Consider the following 17,283-nt stretch of genomic DNA (forward strand, 5'->3'; position numbering starts at 1 on the left):
TGTATTTTAGACCCTTTATTAATAGAATAATCTATACAAGCAATGAGTTTTAAGAAGATTAAGATGCATTTTAAGTTTACCAGCCAACAACGAACTGGTATTTTTTTATTATTTGTTGTCATAATTATTTTGCAGCTTTTTTATTTCTTTTTTGATTTTAATAAATCAGAAGTTTTTTTTGGTGGAGAGAAACAATGGATGTCATTGCAAAAAGATATAGATGCGGTCAGAATGGAAAAACTAAACGAAAAAGCAAAAGTATATACCTTTAATCCAAATTTTATTTCAGATTATAAAGGTTATAAGCTTGGCATGTCAGTTCAAGAAATTGATAGATTGTTGGCTTTTCGAAAAGAGAGCAAATATGTGAACTCTGCAGAAGAGTTTCAAGAAGTGACACATATTTCTGATTCGCTTTTAAAAACAATTTCTCCATTGTTTAAATTTCCTGATTGGACACAGAAAAAGAATGAGTTTAAAATAGAGAAAAAAGAATATCCTTCGAAAATGTCTTTTAGTAAAGTGAATATCGCACTTGCAGATATTAATACAGCCAGTCAGGAAGATTTGATAAAAATATATGGTATTGGTGAAGCTTTATCGTTAAGAATATTAAAGCAAAAAGAAATTTTAGGAGGTTTTGTCTCTATGGAGCAGATGGAAGATGTTTGGGGACTTTCGCCTGAGGTGATAGTTGAATTAAACCGACGATTTAGAGCCGTCATCCCTTCAGGTTTTAAAAAGATAGCGATTAATGATGCTTCCTTAAAAGAATTATCTCAGTTTTCATATTTTAAATATTCTCTTGCAAAACAAATTGTAATTTATAGAAGCATGAACGGAAATTTTAATAATATTGAGGAATTATCAAAAATTAAAGGTTTTCCTGTTGAAAAAGCAAAAATAATTAGTTTATATTTGGAGTTCTAAAAAGATAGTAAACAATGAATTTTGATTATAACGAGACGCAGTCGATGATTGCGCAATCTATAAAAGATTTTGCCGAAAAGAATATAAAGCCATTTATAATGGAGTGGGATGAAGCTCAGATTTTTCCAATTGATTTGTTTAAGAAACTTGGAGAAATGGGGTTTATGGGGGTTTTGGTACCTGAAGAATACGGAGGATCTGGATTAGGTTATCACGAATACATTACAGTAGTTGAAGAGATATCAAAAGTTGATCCTTCAATAGGTTTATCGGTTGCGGCTCATAATTCGTTATGTACAAATCATATTTTGACTTTTGGAAATGAAGAGCAAAAGAAAAAGTTTTTACCAAAGTTGGCAACAGCTGAATTTATTGGTGCATGGGGATTAACAGAGCATAATACTGGTTCTGATGCCGGTGGTATGAATACAACAGCCGTTAGAGATGGAGATTCTTGGATTGTAAATGGTGCGAAAAATTTCATTACTCATGGTATATCTGGAGATGTAGCGGTTGTTATTGTTCGAACAGGTGAAAAAGGAGATTCTAAAGGAATGACTGCTTTTGTGTTTGAAAAAGGAATGCCCGGTTTTTCTTCAGGTAAAAAAGAAAATAAATTAGGAATGCGTGCAAGTGAAACCGCTGAATTGGTTTTTGATAATTGCCGTGTGTCGGATTCAAATAGATTAGGAGAAGTAGGTGAAGGATTTGTTCAGGCAATGAAAATTTTAGACGGAGGAAGGATTTCAATAGGGGCTTTGTCTTTAGGTATCGCAAAAGGAGCGTATGAAGCGGCTTTGAAATATTCGAAAGAAAGATATCAGTTTGGACAGCCAATTAGCAGTTTCCAAGGTATTTCATTTAAATTAGCGGATATGGCAACTGAAATTGAAGCTTCAGAATTATTGTTGCATAAAGCGGCTTATTTGAAGCAACAGCATAAACCTGTTACCACATTAGGTGCCATGGCAAAAATGTATGCATCAGAAGCCTGTGTGAGGATTGCAAATGACGCAGTCCAAATTCATGGCGGTTATGGTTATACCAAAGATTTTCCTGTAGAAAAATTTTATAGAGATTCAAAATTGTGTACAATAGGAGAAGGAACTACCGAAATTCAGAAAGTGGTTATCTCAAGAAATTTGTTAAGAGAATAGATTTTAGGAATTTTAGAAAGGAAATTAGATTTAGATGTTAAGTCGTTCACATTTCACTTTGTCTATAGTGTATTTCGCCTTTTGCATCTTTAAGTATTTTGCTTTAAAAATTATTTAAAATTTATGACTCATAATTAATAATTAATTTTTACATTTGTAGCCTTAACGAGAGGAGGTGTCAATATTATGTTAATTATACCAATTAAAGACGGAGAAAATATCGATAGAGCATTAAAGCGCTATAAAAGAAAATTTGATAAAACAGGAACTGTTCGTCAATTAAGAGCACGTACTGCTTTTATTAAGCCTTCTGTAATCAAAAGAGCTCAAATTCAAAAAGCTGCTTACATCCAAACATTGAAAGATGGTTTAGAGAGTTAGTATACTGCTTTTTTAAAATAATTACCGTTAGTGATCAAAAAGTTTTAACTTTGATCCTAGCGGTTTTTTTATTTTGGAACCTTTTCTAAATGGTTTGTGTATAATTTGGATGAGTTGGAAAAAAAACTTATGAAGTCAAATAAAGAAGCTTTTCGTAATTATTTACAGTTGGAGAAAAAATATTCCCCACATACGGTTAATGCTTATTTGGCGGATTTGGATTGTTTTGAGGTGTTTAATAAAGTGCGGTTTGAGCAAGAGAATATTGATGGTGTTAGTTATGGTCAGATTAGAAGTTGGGTTGTTTCTTTGGTAGATCAAGAAATTTCAAATGTGTCTGTAAATCGAAAAATGGCTTCCTTGAAAGCTTTTTATAAATTTCTTTTAAAAATAAAGCAAATAGAAGTTAGTCCGATGTTGAAGCATAAGGCGCTCAAAACGCCAAAAATTGTGCAAATTCCGTTTTCGGAAAAAGAGATGGGGGATTTTGTGTCTGAGAATGATTTTGTGGAAGGTTTTGAAGGTGTAAGAGATAGGCTTGTTGTGGAGCTTTTTTATACAACAGGTATTCGTCGTGCAGAATTGATAGGGTTGGAGGTGAAAAATGTTGATTTGTCTTCTGGTGTTATTAAGGTTTTGGGAAAAAGGAATAAAGAAAGGATTATTCCGCTTCTGCCTATTATTGTGAGTCAGGTTGATTTGTATTTGAAAGAAAGATTTTTGCTTGAGGAAATTCAGGATTCAGAATATTTTTTTATTTCAAAAAAAGGGTTAAAATTGAGTGAATCTTTTGTGTATCGATTAATAAATTCTTACTTTAGTAGGGTCTCTGAAAAGGTGAAAAAGAGTCCGCATGTGCTGCGGCATACTTTTGCAACTCACTTATTAAATAATGGAGCAGATTTAAATTCAGTTAAGGAATTGTTAGGGCATTCAAGTTTGGCATCGACTCAGGTTTATACTCATAATAGTTTAGCGGAGCTTAAAAAAGTATATGGTGATGCGCATCCTAGAAATAAATAATAATTCTGAAATGTTTAACCCTAAAATTATTATTATGAAGGTAGATGTTCATGCAGTTAACTTTACTGTTGACAGAAAATTGGTTGATTTTATTCAAGAAAGAATGGATAAGCTTGAAAAGTATTATGATCGAGTTGTTTCGGCAGATGTTTTTTTGAAAGTTGAAAGAACAAGTGATAAGGAGAATAAAGCAGTAGAGATTAAGATTAATGTTCCGGGAGATGATTTTTTGGTAAAGAAGCAGTGTAAGTCCTTTGAGGAAGCTATTGAGAATTCAGCTGAATCATTAGAGCGATTGCTTGTAAAGAGGAAAGAAAAAATAAGAGCACATATATAATTGAAATTTTTTTTAAAAAATGTTTTGATTAAAAGATAAAATAGCTACATTTGCAGTCCGTTAGAAATAGCGGACTTTTTTAATGCAATTGCCGATGTAGCTCAGCTGGCTAGAGCAGCTGATTTGTAATCAGCAGGTCGTGGGTTCGAGTCCCTCTATCGGCTCAAAAAAAAGTTTCAAATGCGATTTGAAACAAGTTCTTTTAAAAGATTGGATTTTAAAAATTAGGGGAGATACTCAAGCGGCCAACGAGGGCAGACTGTAAATCTGCTGTGTGAACTTCGCAGGTTCGAATCCTGCTCTCCCCACAAAAAAAGAAGATGAAGTTTTGGTTTTTAGGTTTTTAAAAATCTGAAAGCTAAAATTTAAAATCAGAACTCTCTGCCGGTGTAGCTCAGGGGTAGAGTGCTTCCTTGGTAAGGAAGAGGTCTCGGGTTCAAATCCCGACATTGGCTCAAGTAAGTAGGAAATTGAAAATTAATATATAACTAAGATTAAAAATTAAGTAAAATGGCAAAGGAGAATTTTAATCGTTCCAAACCGCACTTAAACATAGGTACAATTGGACACGTAGATCACGGAAAAACTACATTAACTGCTGCAATTACAAAAGTATTGTCAGATGCTGGTTACTGTCAAGCAAAATCGTTTGATCAAATCGATAACGCTCCAGAGGAGAAAGAAAGAGGTATTACTATTAATACATCACACGTAGAGTATGAAACTGCTAACCGTCACTACGCTCACGTTGACTGTCCTGGTCACGCGGATTACGTAAAGAACATGGTTACTGGTGCTGCTCAAATGGACGGTGCTATCTTAGTAGTTGCTGCTACAGATGGTCCAATGCCACAAACTCGTGAGCACATCCTTTTAGGTCGTCAGGTTGGTATTCCAAGAATCGTTGTTTTCATGAACAAAGTGGATATGGTTGATGATGCTGAGTTGTTAGAGCTTGTTGAAATGGAAATTAGAGATTTATTATCTTTCTACGAATATGATGGAGATAATGGTCCTGTAGTTCAAGGTTCTGCTTTAGGAGGATTGAATAATGATCCTGCTTGGGTACCAAAAATCATTGAATTAATGGATGCTGTTGATGCTTGGATCGAAGAGCCAGTGCGTGACGTAGCAAAACCATTCTTGATGCCAGTTGAAGATGTGTTTACAATTACAGGTCGTGGAACTGTTGCTACAGGTCGTATCGAAACTGGTATTGCTAATACAGGTGATGCTGTTGAAATCATTGGTATGGGAGCTGATAAATTAACTTCTACTATTACAGGAGTTGAGATGTTCCGTAAAATCCTTGATAGAGGTGAAGCTGGAGATAACGTAGGTTTATTGTTAAGAGGTATTGATAAAGAATCTATCAAAAGAGGAATGGTTATCATTAAGCCAGGATCAGTAAAACCACACGCTACTTTCAAAGCTGAGGTTTATATCTTGAAAAAAGAAGAAGGTGGACGTCATACTCCATTCCATAATAACTACCGTCCACAGTTCTACGTACGTACAACTGACGTAACAGGAGTTATTACTTTACCAGAAGGAGTAGAGATGGTAATGCCAGGAGACAACTTAACAATTAATGTTGCTTTATTAAGTCCAATCGCTATGAGTGTTGGTTTACGTTTCGCTATCCGTGAAGGTGGTAGAACTGTAGGTGCTGGTCAGGTAACTGAAATCGTAGGTTAATCCTATAAATAATTATAAAAGCCAGTTGATTTTCTTAATTGAAATCACTGGCTTTAATTACGGGCGTAGTTCAAGGGTAGAATAGCGGTCTCCAAAACCGTTGATGGGGGTTCGAATCCCTCCGCCCGTGCAATAAAAAATATATCAAATGACAAAAGTTACTAATTATTTATCAGAGGCTTTCGAAGAGTTAAAGTCAAATGTTACTTGGCCTGCTTGGGCTGAGGTTCAAAAATTGACAATTGTTGTAGCTGTATTTTCGATTCTATTTGCTTTGGCAACTTGGGGAGTAGACGAATTTTTTGCAAAAGCTTTGGCTGGATTTTTTAACTGGTTAAAAGGATAATTTTTTTGTGATGGCAGATAATAATGTGAAAAAATGGTATGTAGTTAGAGCTGTAAGCGGACAAGAAAATAAAGTCAAAGCTTATATCGAAACTGAGATTGCCAGATTAGGTATGGGTGATTATGTTTCCCAGGTTTTGGTACCTACAGAAAAAGTGGTTACTGTAAAAGAGGGAAAGAAAATGTCTAAGGATAAAGTTTATTTCCCTGGATATGTTATGATCGAAGCCAATTTAGTTGGGGAGATACCTCATATTATTAAGTCTATTACTAGTGTAATTGGATTTTTAGGTGAGATCAAAGGTGGGGAACCGGTTCCTTTGAGACTTTCTGAAGTAAATAGAATGTTAGGTAAAGTAGATGAGTTAGCTGTTAATGCAGACACTCGTGCTATTCCTTTCAACTTAGGAGAAACTGTTAAAGTGATCGATGGACCATTTAACGGGTTCAACGGAACGGTTGAAAAAATTAATGAAGAGAAGCGTAAACTTGAAGTTATGGTAAAAATTTTCGGAAGAAAAACACCATTAGAGTTGAGTTTTATGCAAGTTGAAAAAGTATAATTTTTGTTACATCTATAATAATCACTATAATCGCTTCCAATGATTATGGTGTTAAATTTTTTAAAAAATGGCTAAAGAAATTAGTAAGGTAGTTAAACTACAAGTTAAGGGAGGTGCTGCGAATCCGTCGCCACCGGTTGGACCTGCTTTAGGAGCTGCTGGGGTTAATATCATGGAGTTCTGTAAGCAGTTCAATGCTAGAACACAAGATAAACCTGGCAAAATATGCCCAGTACAAATTACTGTGTATAAAGACAAATCATTTGATTTTGTTGTAAAAACTCCTCCAGCTGCTGTCCAATTATTGGAAGCTGCAAAGCTAAAGTCTGGATCAGGTGAACCAAATCGTAAAAAAGTAGCTAGTGTTACTTGGGACGTTATCAAAGCAATTGCTGAAGATAAAATGGTAGATTTAAATGCATTCACAATCGAATCTGCAATGAGCATGATCGCTGGAACTGCTAGATCTATGGGTATAACTGTATCAGGAGATGCTCCTTTTTAATTAAGAGAAAGAAATGGCAAAATTAACAAAAAAGCAAAAAGAGGCTGCTTCAAAAATTGAAAAGAACAAACTATACTCTTTAAAAGATGCTGCTGCATTAATTAAAGTTATAGCTTCTGCAAAATTTGATGAGTCTGTTGATATCGCAGTTCGTTTGGGTGTTGATCCAAGAAAAGCGAATCAAATGGTTAGAGGTGTAGTTACATTACCTCACGGAACTGGTAAAGACGTTAAAGTATTAGCATTAGTTACTCCAGATAAAGAAGCGGAAGCTAAAGAAGCTGGGGCTGATTATGTAGGTCTTGATGATTACTTGCAAAAAATTAAAGATGGTTGGACAGATGTTGATGTTATCATCACTATGCCAGCTGTTATGGGTAAATTAGGTCCATTAGGTCGTATTTTAGGACCTAGAGGTTTAATGCCTAACCCTAAAACAGGTACTGTAACTATGGATGTTGCAAAAGCTGTTCAAGAGGTTAAAGCTGGTAAAATTGACTTTAAAGTTGACAAAACTGGTATCGTACATGCAGGAATTGGTAAAGTTTCTTTTGGAGCTGAGCAAATTTATGACAATGCACACGAAATTATTCAAACATTAATCAAACTTAAACCAACTGCTGCTAAAGGTACCTACATTAAAGGTATTCACCTTACAAGCACTATGAGTCCTGCAATTGCATTGGACCCTAAAGCAGTATAATTGGTAGTTAATAATTTTTAGTATGACTAGAGAAGAAAAATCAATCGCGATTGAAGATTTAACTGCACAGTTAGCTGGTACAAATATTATTTATGTATCTGATATTTCTGGATTAAATGCAGAAACAACTTCAAACTTGAGAAGAGCTTGTTTTAAAGCAGGTATTAAATTAGAGGTTGTAAAAAACACTTTGCTTGCAAAAGCAATGGAAGCTTCTGCTAATGACTATGGAGATTTACCTTCAGTATTGACTGGTAATAGTGCTATATTTATTTCAGATGTTGCAAATGCACCTGGAAAGATAATTAAAGATTTCAGAAAAAAATCGGGTAAACCTGTATTAAAAGGAGCTTATATTAACTCTGAAATTTACATTGGAGATGATCAATTAGATGCATTAGCAACTATTAAATCTAAAGAAGAACTTCTTGGAGAACTTATTGGATTATTGCAGTCACCAGCACAAAGAATTATCTCAGCTTTACAAAACAAATTCGCAGGAAGCGAAGAAGAGGCTGAGGCATAATAATTCACCGCAAGGGAGTTATTTCCTTGTTGCTTAATTAGCGCACAATAAATAAATTATATTTTACAAATCATTTTAAACGATAGAAAAAATGGCAGATTTGAAACAATTCGCAGAACAATTAGTTAACTTAACAGTTAAAGAAGTTAACGAATTAGCAACAATATTAAAAGACGAGTATGGTATCGAGCCTGCTGCTGCAGCTGTAGTAGTTGCTGCTGGTGGTGGAGAAGGTGCTGCTGAAGAAGCACAAACTGAATTTACAGTTGTATTAAAAGAAGCTGGTGCTTCTAAATTAGCAGTTGTAAAATTAGTTAAAGAACTTACAGGTTTAGGTTTGAAAGAAGCTAAAGATGTAGTTGATGGTGCTCCAAGTACTGTTAAAGAAGGTGTTTCTAAAGAAGAGGCTGAAGGTCTTAAAAAATCATTAGAAGAAGCTGGAGCTGTAGTTGAGCTTAAATAATTCAACACAGTTTTAAGAACTAGGTTTAGGTCCTGAGTTAACACTCAAAGGCCTAAACCATTTTTCGTATAATAAAATATATCAAGTTTTATTATCAAATAGTTTAAAATACGAAAAAGTTTTTGATCAATACGAAGAAAAAAAATTGAACTCACTTTTGGTTTATTTTTAAAGATGTATTGATTATAATAAGAAAGTATAGATTAAACAGTGTGTTTTACACAAAAAAATTACTTTTTTTAATCAAAATTTTGTCCATTGATGATAACAAATCAGACTGAAAGATTGAATTTTGCCTCTACAAAAAATATCCCTGACTATCCAGATTTTCTAGATGTTCAGGTTAAATCTTTTAAAGATTTCTTTCAATTAGAAACGAAATCTGACGAAAGAGGCAACGAAGGGTTATACAACACCTTCATGGAAAACTTCCCAATTACAGATACAAGAAATAACTTTGTATTGGAATTCCTAGATTATTTTGTTGATCCGCCACGTTATACAATTCAAGAATGTATAGAGAGAGGTCTTACTTATAGTGTGCCTTTAAAAGCAAGGTTAAAACTATACTGTACAGATCCAGAACACGAAGATTTTGAAACTATTGTACAAGATGTTTATCTTGGAACAATACCTTATATGACTCCAAGCGGTACTTTTGTTATCAATGGTGCTGAGCGTGTAGTAGTATCTCAGCTGCACCGTTCTCCTGGAGTTTTCTTTGGGCAATCATTCCACGCAAATGGAACAAAGCTTTATTCTGCTAGGGTAATTCCTTTTAAAGGTTCTTGGATAGAATTTTCTACAGATATTAACAGTGTAATGTACGCTTATATCGATAGAAAGAAAAAATTACCTGTTACAACTTTATTCCGTGCAATCGGGTTCGAAAGAGATAAGGATATCCTTGAAATTTTCGACTTAGCAGAAGAAATTAAAGTTTCTAAAACTGGTATTAAGAAATATATTGGAAGAAGACTTGCTGCACGTGTATTGAACACATGGCACGAGGATTTCGTTGATGAAGATACCGGTGAGGTAGTTTCTATCGAACGTAACGAAATCATCCTTGATCGTGATACAATTATCGATAAAGATAATGTTGAAGAGATCATCGATTCTAACGTTAAATCTATTTTGTTACATAAAGAAGATAATAACCAAGCAGATTATGCTATTATCCACAACACGTTACAAAAAGATCCAACAAACTCTGAAAAAGAAGCTGTAGAGCACATTTACCGTCAGTTGCGTAACGCTGAACCGCCTGATGAGGAAACTGCTCGTGGTATTATAGATAAATTATTCTTCTCTGATCAACGTTACAACTTAGGTGAAGTTGGTCGTTATAGAATGAACAAAAAATTAAATTTAGATATCCCTATGGATAAGCAAGTGCTTACCAAAGAAGATATCATTACAATTGTAAAATATTTGATCGAATTGATCAACTCTAAAGCAGAGATTGATGATATTGATCACTTATCAAACCGTCGTGTTAGAACAGTTGGAGAACAATTGTCTCAACAATTCGGTGTTGGTTTAGCACGTATGGCTAGAACTATTCGTGAGAGAATGAACGTTAGAGATAACGAGGTGTTTACACCAATTGATTTGATTAATGCTAAAACATTATCATCAGTTATCAACTCTTTCTTTGGTACTAACCAGTTATCTCAATTTATGGATCAAACGAATCCATTAGCTGAGATTACACACAAAAGAAGACTTTCTGCACTTGGACCAGGTGGACTTTCGCGAGAGAGAGCTGGTTTCGAGGTTCGTGACGTTCACTATACACACTATGGTCGTTTATGTCCGATTGAAACTCCAGAGGGACCAAACATTGGTTTGATTTCATCTCTTGGTGTTTATGCTAAAGTAAACGGAATGGGATTCATCGAAACTCCATACCGTAAAGTAACTAATGGTGTAGTTGATTTAGAAAGTACTCCAGTTTACTTAAGTGCTGAAGAAGAAGAAGGAAAAATGATTGCTCAGGCAAACATTGAAATGGACGAAACTGGTAAAATTACAGCTAGCAATGTTATTGCTCGTGAGGAAGGTGATTTCCCAGTTGTTGAGCCATCTGTAGTTCATTATACAGACGTTGCACCTAACCAGATTGCATCGATTTCTGCGTCATTGATTCCTTTCTTGGAGCATGATGATGCGAACCGTGCATTGATGGGATCTAACATGATGCGTCAGGCAGTTCCTTTGATCCGTCCTGAAGCACCAATCGTAGGTACAGGTTTAGAGCGTCAAGTAGCTTCAGATTCAAGAGTATTAATCAATGCTGAAGGGCATGGAACTGTTGAATATGTTGATGCTAATATCATTACTATTAAATACGATCGTACAGAAGACGAGAGAATGGTTAGTTTTGATGCTGATGAGAAAACATACAACCTTATTAAATTTAGAAAAACCAATCAAGGTACAAGTATTAACTTGAAACCAATCGTAAGAAAAGGTGACAGAGTTATTCCTGGACAAGTATTATCAGAAGGATATGCTACTCAAAATGGTGAATTAGCTTTAGGTAGAAACTTAAAAGTTGCGTTCATGCCATGGAAAGGGTATAACTTCGAGGATGCGATTGTAATTTCTGAAAAAGTAGTTCGTGATGATATTTTTACATCTATCCACGTTGATGATTATTCATTAGAGGTTAGAGATACTAAGTTAGGAAACGAAGAGTTAACAAACGATATTCCTAACGTTTCTGAAGAAGCTACTAAAGATTTAGATGAAAACGGTATGATTAGAATTGGAGCAGAGGTTAAACCTGGCGACATTCTTATCGGAAAAATTACACCAAAAGGAGAATCAGATCCTACTCCAGAAGAGAAATTGCTTCGTGCAATCTTCGGAGATAAAGCAGGTGATGTAAAAGATGCTTCATTAAAAGCTTCTCCATCTTTACATGGTGTAGTTCTTGACAAAAAATTATTTGCAAGAGCCGTAAAAGATAAACGTAAACGTACTCAGGATAAAGATGCTTTAGGCGCTTTAGAAATGGAATTCGAAACTAAATTTGTTGAATTAAAAGACAGATTGGTTGAGAAATTATTCTTGATCGTTAACGGAAAAACATCTCAAGGTGTAATGAACGATTTGGGTGAAGAAGTTTTACCAAAAGGTAAAAAGTACACTCAAAAAATGCTTTACGCAGTAGAAGATTTTGCTCACTTAAGCAAAGGTCAATGGGTTGCTGATGATGCTACTAATAAAATGGTTAACGATTTAATTCATAACTATAAAATTAAGCTGAACGACTTACAAGGAGCTTTAAGAAGAGAGAAATTCACTATTACAGTTGGAGATGAATTACCATCTGGAATCTTGAAATTGGCTAAAATCTATATCGCTAAAAAACGTAAGTTAAAAGTTGGTGATAAAATGGCAGGACGTCACGGTAACAAAGGTATTGTTGCAAGAATCGTTCGTCATGAAGATATGCCTTTCTTAGAAGATGGAACACCAGTAGATATCGTATTGAATCCACTTGGGGTACCTTCACGTATGAACATTGGTCAGATTTATGAGACTGTTCTTGGATGGGCTGGTATGAATTTGGGTAGAAAATTTGCTACTCCAATTTTCGACGGTGCTTCTCTTGACGAGATCAATGCTTTGACTGATGAAGCTAGCGTACCACGTTTCGGACATACCTATCTTTATGATGGTGGAACTGGTGAGCGTTTTGCACAAAAAGCGACTGTGGGTGTAATTTATATGCTTAAATTAGGACATATGGTTGATGATAAGATGCACGCACGTTCTATCGGACCATACTCATTGATTACGCAGCAACCACTTGGAGGTAAAGCTCAATTTGGAGGTCAGCGTTTTGGAGAGATGGAGGTTTGGGCACTTGAGGCTTATGGAGCTTCTAGTACACTACGTGAAATCTTAACTGTTAAGTCTGATGACGTTATTGGTAGAGCTAAAACTTACGAAGCTATCGTAAAAGGAGAGTCTATGCCAGAACCAGGTTTACCAGAATCATTCAATGTATTGATGCACGAATTGAAAGGTCTTGGACTAGACATTCGTTTAGAAGAATAATAAAAGTTTTGTAATCAGTCTCATTTTTTAATGGGACTGATTACTCATTTATAAAAGTTTTTAAAGATTTATACCCGTAACCCGTTCCGATTTTTTATAATAATGTTAGACATTTTATAACTAGCGCTTCAGATTTAATTTTGAAGTTTAGAGAAGTAACCCGAGGTAGTAGCTGAATGATTAACTCTTAATTTTAAAAGAGTAGATTATAAATCTCAAATCAATTTTTTAATTGCAAATAAATCAATAGTAAAAACTATGATGAATAATAGAAACAATAATAAAGATAAGAATCCAGTAAAAAGATTTAACAAAATTTCTATTGGATTGGCTTCACCAGAATCAATCTTGAAAGAATCAAGAGGAGAGGTTTTAAAGCCAGAAACTATCAACTACAGAACTCACAAACCAGAGCGTGACGGACTTTTCTGCGAAAGAATCTTCGGACCAGTTAAGGATTTTGAGTGTGCTTGTGGTAAATATAAAAGAATTCGTTACAAAGGTATCATCTGTGACCGTTGTGGTGTTGAAGTTACTGAGAAAAAAGTACGTCGTGATAGAGTAGGACACATCAACCTTGTTGTGCCAATTGCTCATATCTGGTATTTCCGTTCTCTTCCTAACAAAATTGGTTATATCCTTGGTCTTCCATCTAAGAAATTAGACATGATCATTTACTACGAAAGATACGTAGTAATTCAAGCTGGTATTGCTAAAAATGCAGATGGAGAATCTTTACAAAGATTAGATTTCTTAACTGAAGAAGAATACTTAAATATTTTAGATACTCTTCCGCAAGAAAATCAATATTTAGATGATTTAGATCCTAATAAATTTGTTGCCAAAATGGGAGCAGAGTGTATTATGGATTTATTAGCTCGAATTGATTTAGATGCTTTATCTTATGAATTAAGACACAGTGCTAACAACGAAACATCTAAACAACGTAAAACTGAAGCTTTAAAAAGATTACAAGTTGTTGAGTCTTTCCGTGAGTCTAACTTAAACCGCGAAAATCGTCCTGAGTGGATGATTATGAAAGTGGTTCCTGTTATTCCACCAGAATTACGTCCGCTAGTGCCACTTGATGGAGGTCGTTTTGCAACTTCAGATTTAAATGACTTATACCGTCGTGTAATCATCCGTAACAACCGTTTGAAAAGATTAATGGAGATTAAAGCTCCAGAAGTTATCTTAAGAAACGAAAAACGTATGTTACAAGAATCTGTAGATTCATTATTTGATAACACTCGTAAAGCTTCTGCTGTTAAAACAGAATCAAACAGACCATTAAAATCATTATCTGACTCATTAAAAGGTAAGCAAGGACGTTTCCGTCAAAACTTACTTGGTAAACGTGTGGATTATTCTGCTCGTTCGGTAATTGTTGTTGGTCCAGAGTTAAAATTATATGAGTGTGGATTGCCAAAAGATATGGCATCTGAATTATACAAACCTTTCGTTATCCGTAAATTGATTGAAAGAGGTATTGTAAAAACAGTAAAATCTGCTAAAAAAATCATAGACAAAAAAGAGCCAGTAGTTTGGGATATCTTAGAAAATGTAATTAAAGGACACCCAGTATTACTGAACCGTGCTCCTACGTTACACAGACTTGGTATTCAAGCTTTCCAGCCAAAATTAATTGAAGGAAAAGCAATCCAATTACACCCATTAGTATGTACGGCTTTCAACGCCGATTTTGATGGGGATCAGATGGCAGTTCACTTACCATTAGGACCAGAGGCTATCTTAGAGGCGCAATTATTAATGTTAGCTTCTCACAATATCCTTAACCCTGCAAATGGTGCGCCAATTACTGTACCTTCTCAGGATATGGTCTTGGGTCTATATTATATGACCAAAGAACGTATCTCAACACCAGAACATATAATTTTAGGTCAAGACTTAACTTTCTATTCTGCTGAAGAAGTAAACATTGCATTAAACGAAGGAAGATTAGAATTGAATGCTCGTGTGAAAATTAGAGCAAAAGATTTTAATGACGCTGGAGAATTAGTGTACAAAATTATTCAAACAACTGCAGGACGTGTATTATTTAACGAAGTAGTACCTGAAGCAGCTGGATATATCAATGATGTATTGACTAAGAAAAACCTTAGAGATATTATTGGACACATTTTAAGTGTGACTGATGTACCTACAACGGCAGCTTTCTTGGACAATATGAAAGATATGGGGTATAAATTTGCATTTAGAGGAGGTTTATCATTCTCTTTAGGTGATATTAGAATTCCAGAACAAAAAACTAAGTTAATTGCAGATGCTAGAGAACAAGTTGAAGGTATCTCAACTAACTATAACATGGGTCTTATTACAAATAACGAGCGTTACAACCAAGTTATTGACGTTTGGACTTCAGCGAATGCTCAGTTAACAGAATTAGCAATGAAAAATATTAGAGAAGACCAACAAGGTTTCAACTCTGTATATATGATGCTTGATTCTGGAGCGAGGGGTTCTAAGGAGCAGATTCGTCAGTTAACTGGTATGCGTGGTTTGATGGCTAAGCCTAAAAAATCTACTGCCGGTGGTGGTGAGATTATTGAAAACCCGATTCTTTCTAACTTTAAGGAAGGTCTTTCGATCCTTGAGTACTTCATTTCTACTCACGGTGCTCGTAAAGGTCTTGCGGATACGGCTCTTAAAACGGCCGATGCTGGTTACTTAACAAGAAGGCTTCATGACGTTTCTCAAGATGTTATTGTTAACATTGAAGATTGTGGAACTTTAAGAGGTGTTGAAGTTGCTGCATTGAAGAAAAATGAGGAAATTGTTGAATCATTAGGAGAAAGAATTTTAGGACGTGTTGCATTGCAAGATGTTATAAATCCACTTACTAATGAAGTACTAGTTCAATCTGGTCAACAAATTACTGAAGCAATTATGAGAACTATCGAAGCTTCTCCAATTGAAAAAGTAGAAGTTAGATCTCCATTAACTTGTGAAGCTTTAAAAGGTATTTGTGCTAAATGTTACGGTAGAAACTTAGCTACTGGTAAAATGACACAAAGAGGTGAAGCTGTCGGAGTTATTGCAGCTCAGTCTATTGGAGAGCCAGGTACACAGTTAACACTTCGTACGTTCCACGTTGGAGGGGTTGCTGGAGGTATTTCTGAAGAGTCTAGTATTGTTACAAGATTCGCTGGTAGACTTGAAATTGAAGACTTAAAAACAGTAAAAGGAGAAGACAGCGAAGGAAATTCTGTTGATATCGTGGTTTCACGTTCAACTGAATTGAAATTGGTTGACGAGAAAACTGGAATTGTTTTAAATACACATAACATTCCTTACGGATCAAGTATTTTTGTAAAAGACGGAGAAAGCGTTGGTAAAGGAAGTGTAATCTGTAAATGGGATCCTTATAATGGTGTAATTGTTTCTGAATTTACAGGTAAGATTGCTTACGAAGATTTAGAGCAAGGACAATCGTTCATGGTTGAGATCGATGAGCAGACTGGTTTCCAAGAAAAAGTAATTTCTGAGGCTAGAAACAAAAAATTAATCCCGACTTTATTGGTTTACGGTAAAGAAGGTGAATTGATTCGTTCTTACAACTTACCAGTAGGTGCACACCTTATGGTTGAAAACGGTGAGAAAATTAAAGCAGGTAAAGTATTAGTAAAAATCCCACGTCGTTCTTCTAAAGCAGGCGATATCACGGGAGGTTTACCAAGAATTACTGAGTTGCTTGAGGCTCGTAACCCTTCAAACCCAGCGGTTGTATCTGAAATTGATGGTGTTGTTTCTTTTGGAAAAATTAAAAGAGGTAACCGTGAGATCGTTATCGAATCTAAATTTGGTGAGATTAAAAAGTATTTAGTTAAACTTTCTAGCCAAATCTTAGTACAAGAAAATGACTTCGTAAGAGCGGGAGTTCCATTGTCTGATGGTGCAATTACACCAGATGATATCTTAAGAATTCAAGGTCCAGCTGCTGTTCAACAGTACTTGGTAAATGAAATTCAAGAGGTTTACCGTTTACAAGGGGTAAAAATTAATGACAAGCACTTTGAGGTTGTAATTCGTCAAATGATGCGTAAAGTAAGAGTTCAGGATCCAGGTGATACTTTATTCTTAGAAGATCAATTAATTCACACTAAAGATTTCATCGTTCAAAACGATAAATTATATGGTATGAAAGTAGTTGAAGATGCTGGAGATTCTTCAGTATTGAAACCAGGTCAGATAATTTCTCCTCGTGAATTACGTGATGAAAATTCATTATTGAAACGAAATGATAAAAATCTTGTTGTAGCAAGAGACGTAATTACTGCAACTGCAACACCAGTTTTACAAGGTATTACAAGAGCTTCGTTACAAACTAAATCATTCATTTCTGCGGCTTCATTCCAGGAGACAACGAAAGTACTTAACGAAGCTGCAGTAGCTGGTAAAGTAGATGATTTAGAAGGATTAAAAGAAAATGTAATTGTTGGACACAGAATTCCTGCGGGAACTGGTATGAGAGAGTACGATAATACTATCGTAGGATCTAAAGACGATTACAACGAAATGATGGCTAATAAAGAAGAATATATTTATTAATTAGGAAAC

General features: G+C 35.1%; 14 protein-coding genes and 4 tRNA genes. All 18 read left to right on the forward strand.

Annotated features, from left to right (window positions below; genetic code table 11):
• The first annotated feature begins 42 nt into the window (after window positions 1-42).
• Window positions 43-930, forward strand: a complete 888-nt coding sequence (locus NLG42_RS09990; protein ID WP_257683652.1) for a ComEA family DNA-binding protein — start codon at window positions 43-45, stop codon at window positions 928-930.
• A 14-nt stretch (window positions 931-944) separates the two neighbouring features.
• Complete coding sequence (locus NLG42_RS09995; RefSeq protein WP_257683653.1) at window positions 945-2,087, forward strand: acyl-CoA dehydrogenase family protein; 1,143 nt, start codon at window positions 945-947, stop codon at window positions 2,085-2,087.
• A gap of 186 nt (window positions 2,088-2,273) precedes the next feature.
• Window positions 2,274-2,468, forward strand: a complete 195-nt coding sequence (gene rpsU, locus NLG42_RS10000; protein ID WP_089053855.1) for a 30S ribosomal protein S21 — start codon at window positions 2,274-2,276, stop codon at window positions 2,466-2,468.
• A gap of 129 nt (window positions 2,469-2,597) precedes the next feature.
• Complete coding sequence (locus NLG42_RS10005; RefSeq protein ID WP_257683654.1) at window positions 2,598-3,491, forward strand: tyrosine-type recombinase/integrase; 894 nt, start codon at window positions 2,598-2,600, stop codon at window positions 3,489-3,491.
• A gap of 34 nt (window positions 3,492-3,525) precedes the next feature.
• A complete protein-coding gene (gene hpf / locus NLG42_RS10010) occupies window positions 3,526-3,828 on the forward strand; it encodes a ribosome hibernation-promoting factor, HPF/YfiA family (protein WP_089059301.1) in 303 nt (100 codons plus the stop codon).
• A 90-nt stretch (window positions 3,829-3,918) separates the two neighbouring features.
• Window positions 3,919-3,992 (forward strand) — tRNA-Thr (locus NLG42_RS10015).
• 63 nt (window positions 3,993-4,055) lie between these two features.
• A tRNA-Tyr gene (locus tag NLG42_RS10020) sits at window positions 4,056-4,136 on the forward strand.
• 75 nt (window positions 4,137-4,211) lie between these two features.
• Window positions 4,212-4,283, forward strand: a tRNA-Thr gene (locus NLG42_RS10025).
• A 55-nt stretch (window positions 4,284-4,338) separates the two neighbouring features.
• Window positions 4,339-5,526 (forward strand): elongation factor Tu, encoded by a 1,188-nt coding sequence (tuf, locus tag NLG42_RS10030; protein WP_089059268.1) that lies wholly within the window; start codon window positions 4,339-4,341, stop codon window positions 5,524-5,526.
• Between the two features lie 59 nt (window positions 5,527-5,585).
• Window positions 5,586-5,656: transfer RNA gene (locus NLG42_RS10035), tRNA-Trp, on the forward strand.
• Between the two features lie 18 nt (window positions 5,657-5,674).
• Window positions 5,675-5,872 carry a preprotein translocase subunit SecE gene (gene secE, locus NLG42_RS10040; protein WP_008466927.1) on the forward strand — a complete coding sequence of 66 codons (198 nt, stop codon included), beginning with the start codon at window positions 5,675-5,677 and terminating at the stop codon, window positions 5,870-5,872.
• A 10-nt stretch (window positions 5,873-5,882) separates the two neighbouring features.
• Entirely contained in the window at window positions 5,883-6,434 is a 552-nt protein-coding gene (nusG, locus tag NLG42_RS10045) for a transcription termination/antitermination protein NusG (RefSeq protein ID WP_257683655.1), read from the forward strand.
• 67 nt (window positions 6,435-6,501) lie between these two features.
• Window positions 6,502-6,939: a 50S ribosomal protein L11 gene (gene rplK, locus NLG42_RS10050; RefSeq protein WP_007807442.1), complete on the forward strand. Its 438-nt coding sequence runs from the start codon at window positions 6,502-6,504 to the stop codon at window positions 6,937-6,939.
• A 13-nt stretch (window positions 6,940-6,952) separates the two neighbouring features.
• A complete protein-coding gene (gene rplA / locus NLG42_RS10055) occupies window positions 6,953-7,642 on the forward strand; it encodes a 50S ribosomal protein L1 (RefSeq protein WP_055094620.1) in 690 nt (229 codons plus the stop codon).
• 22 nt (window positions 7,643-7,664) lie between these two features.
• Window positions 7,665-8,168 (forward strand): 50S ribosomal protein L10, encoded by a 504-nt coding sequence (gene rplJ / locus NLG42_RS10060; protein WP_089059269.1) that lies wholly within the window; start codon window positions 7,665-7,667, stop codon window positions 8,166-8,168.
• A 91-nt stretch (window positions 8,169-8,259) separates the two neighbouring features.
• Window positions 8,260-8,631, forward strand: a complete 372-nt coding sequence (gene rplL, locus NLG42_RS10065; protein ID WP_025572412.1) for a 50S ribosomal protein L7/L12 — start codon at window positions 8,260-8,262, stop codon at window positions 8,629-8,631.
• Between the two features lie 261 nt (window positions 8,632-8,892).
• A complete protein-coding gene (gene rpoB / locus NLG42_RS10070; protein WP_089059270.1) occupies window positions 8,893-12,705 on the forward strand; it encodes a DNA-directed RNA polymerase subunit beta in 3,813 nt (1,270 codons plus the stop codon).
• Between the two features lie 258 nt (window positions 12,706-12,963).
• Complete coding sequence (rpoC, locus tag NLG42_RS10075; RefSeq protein WP_089059271.1) at window positions 12,964-17,274, forward strand: DNA-directed RNA polymerase subunit beta'; 4,311 nt, start codon at window positions 12,964-12,966, stop codon at window positions 17,272-17,274.
• Window positions 17,275-17,283 lie beyond the last annotated feature (9 nt).

Origin of the sequence: Flavobacterium plurextorum, assembly GCF_024638035.1 — a bacterium.
Lineage (GTDB): Bacteria > Bacteroidota > Bacteroidia > Flavobacteriales > Flavobacteriaceae > Flavobacterium > Flavobacterium plurextorum.

Bases quoted from the DNA above. Each gene is read 5' to 3' on its own strand.
- NLG42_RS09990 (WP_257683652.1), top strand. From the start codon at position 43: ATGAGTTTTAAGAAGATTAAGATGCATTTTAAGTTTACCAGCCAACAA.
- NLG42_RS09995 (WP_257683653.1), top strand. From the start codon at position 945: ATGAATTTTGATTATAACGAGACGCAGTCGATGATTGCGCAATCTATA.
- rpsU (WP_089053855.1), top strand. From the start codon at position 2,274: ATGTTAATTATACCAATTAAAGACGGAGAAAATATCGATAGAGCATTA.
- NLG42_RS10005 (WP_257683654.1), top strand. From the start codon at position 2,598: ATGAAGTCAAATAAAGAAGCTTTTCGTAATTATTTACAGTTGGAGAAA.
- hpf (WP_089059301.1), top strand. From the start codon at position 3,526: ATGAAGGTAGATGTTCATGCAGTTAACTTTACTGTTGACAGAAAATTG.
- tuf (WP_089059268.1), top strand. From the start codon at position 4,339: ATGGCAAAGGAGAATTTTAATCGTTCCAAACCGCACTTAAACATAGGT.
- secE (WP_008466927.1), top strand. From the start codon at position 5,675: ATGACAAAAGTTACTAATTATTTATCAGAGGCTTTCGAAGAGTTAAAG.
- nusG (WP_257683655.1), top strand. From the start codon at position 5,883: ATGGCAGATAATAATGTGAAAAAATGGTATGTAGTTAGAGCTGTAAGC.
- rplK (WP_007807442.1), top strand. From the start codon at position 6,502: ATGGCTAAAGAAATTAGTAAGGTAGTTAAACTACAAGTTAAGGGAGGT.
- rplA (WP_055094620.1), top strand. From the start codon at position 6,953: ATGGCAAAATTAACAAAAAAGCAAAAAGAGGCTGCTTCAAAAATTGAA.
- rplJ (WP_089059269.1), top strand. From the start codon at position 7,665: ATGACTAGAGAAGAAAAATCAATCGCGATTGAAGATTTAACTGCACAG.
- rplL (WP_025572412.1), top strand. From the start codon at position 8,260: ATGGCAGATTTGAAACAATTCGCAGAACAATTAGTTAACTTAACAGTT.
- rpoB (WP_089059270.1), top strand. From the start codon at position 8,893: ATGATAACAAATCAGACTGAAAGATTGAATTTTGCCTCTACAAAAAAT.
- rpoC (WP_089059271.1), top strand. From the start codon at position 12,964: ATGATGAATAATAGAAACAATAATAAAGATAAGAATCCAGTAAAAAGA.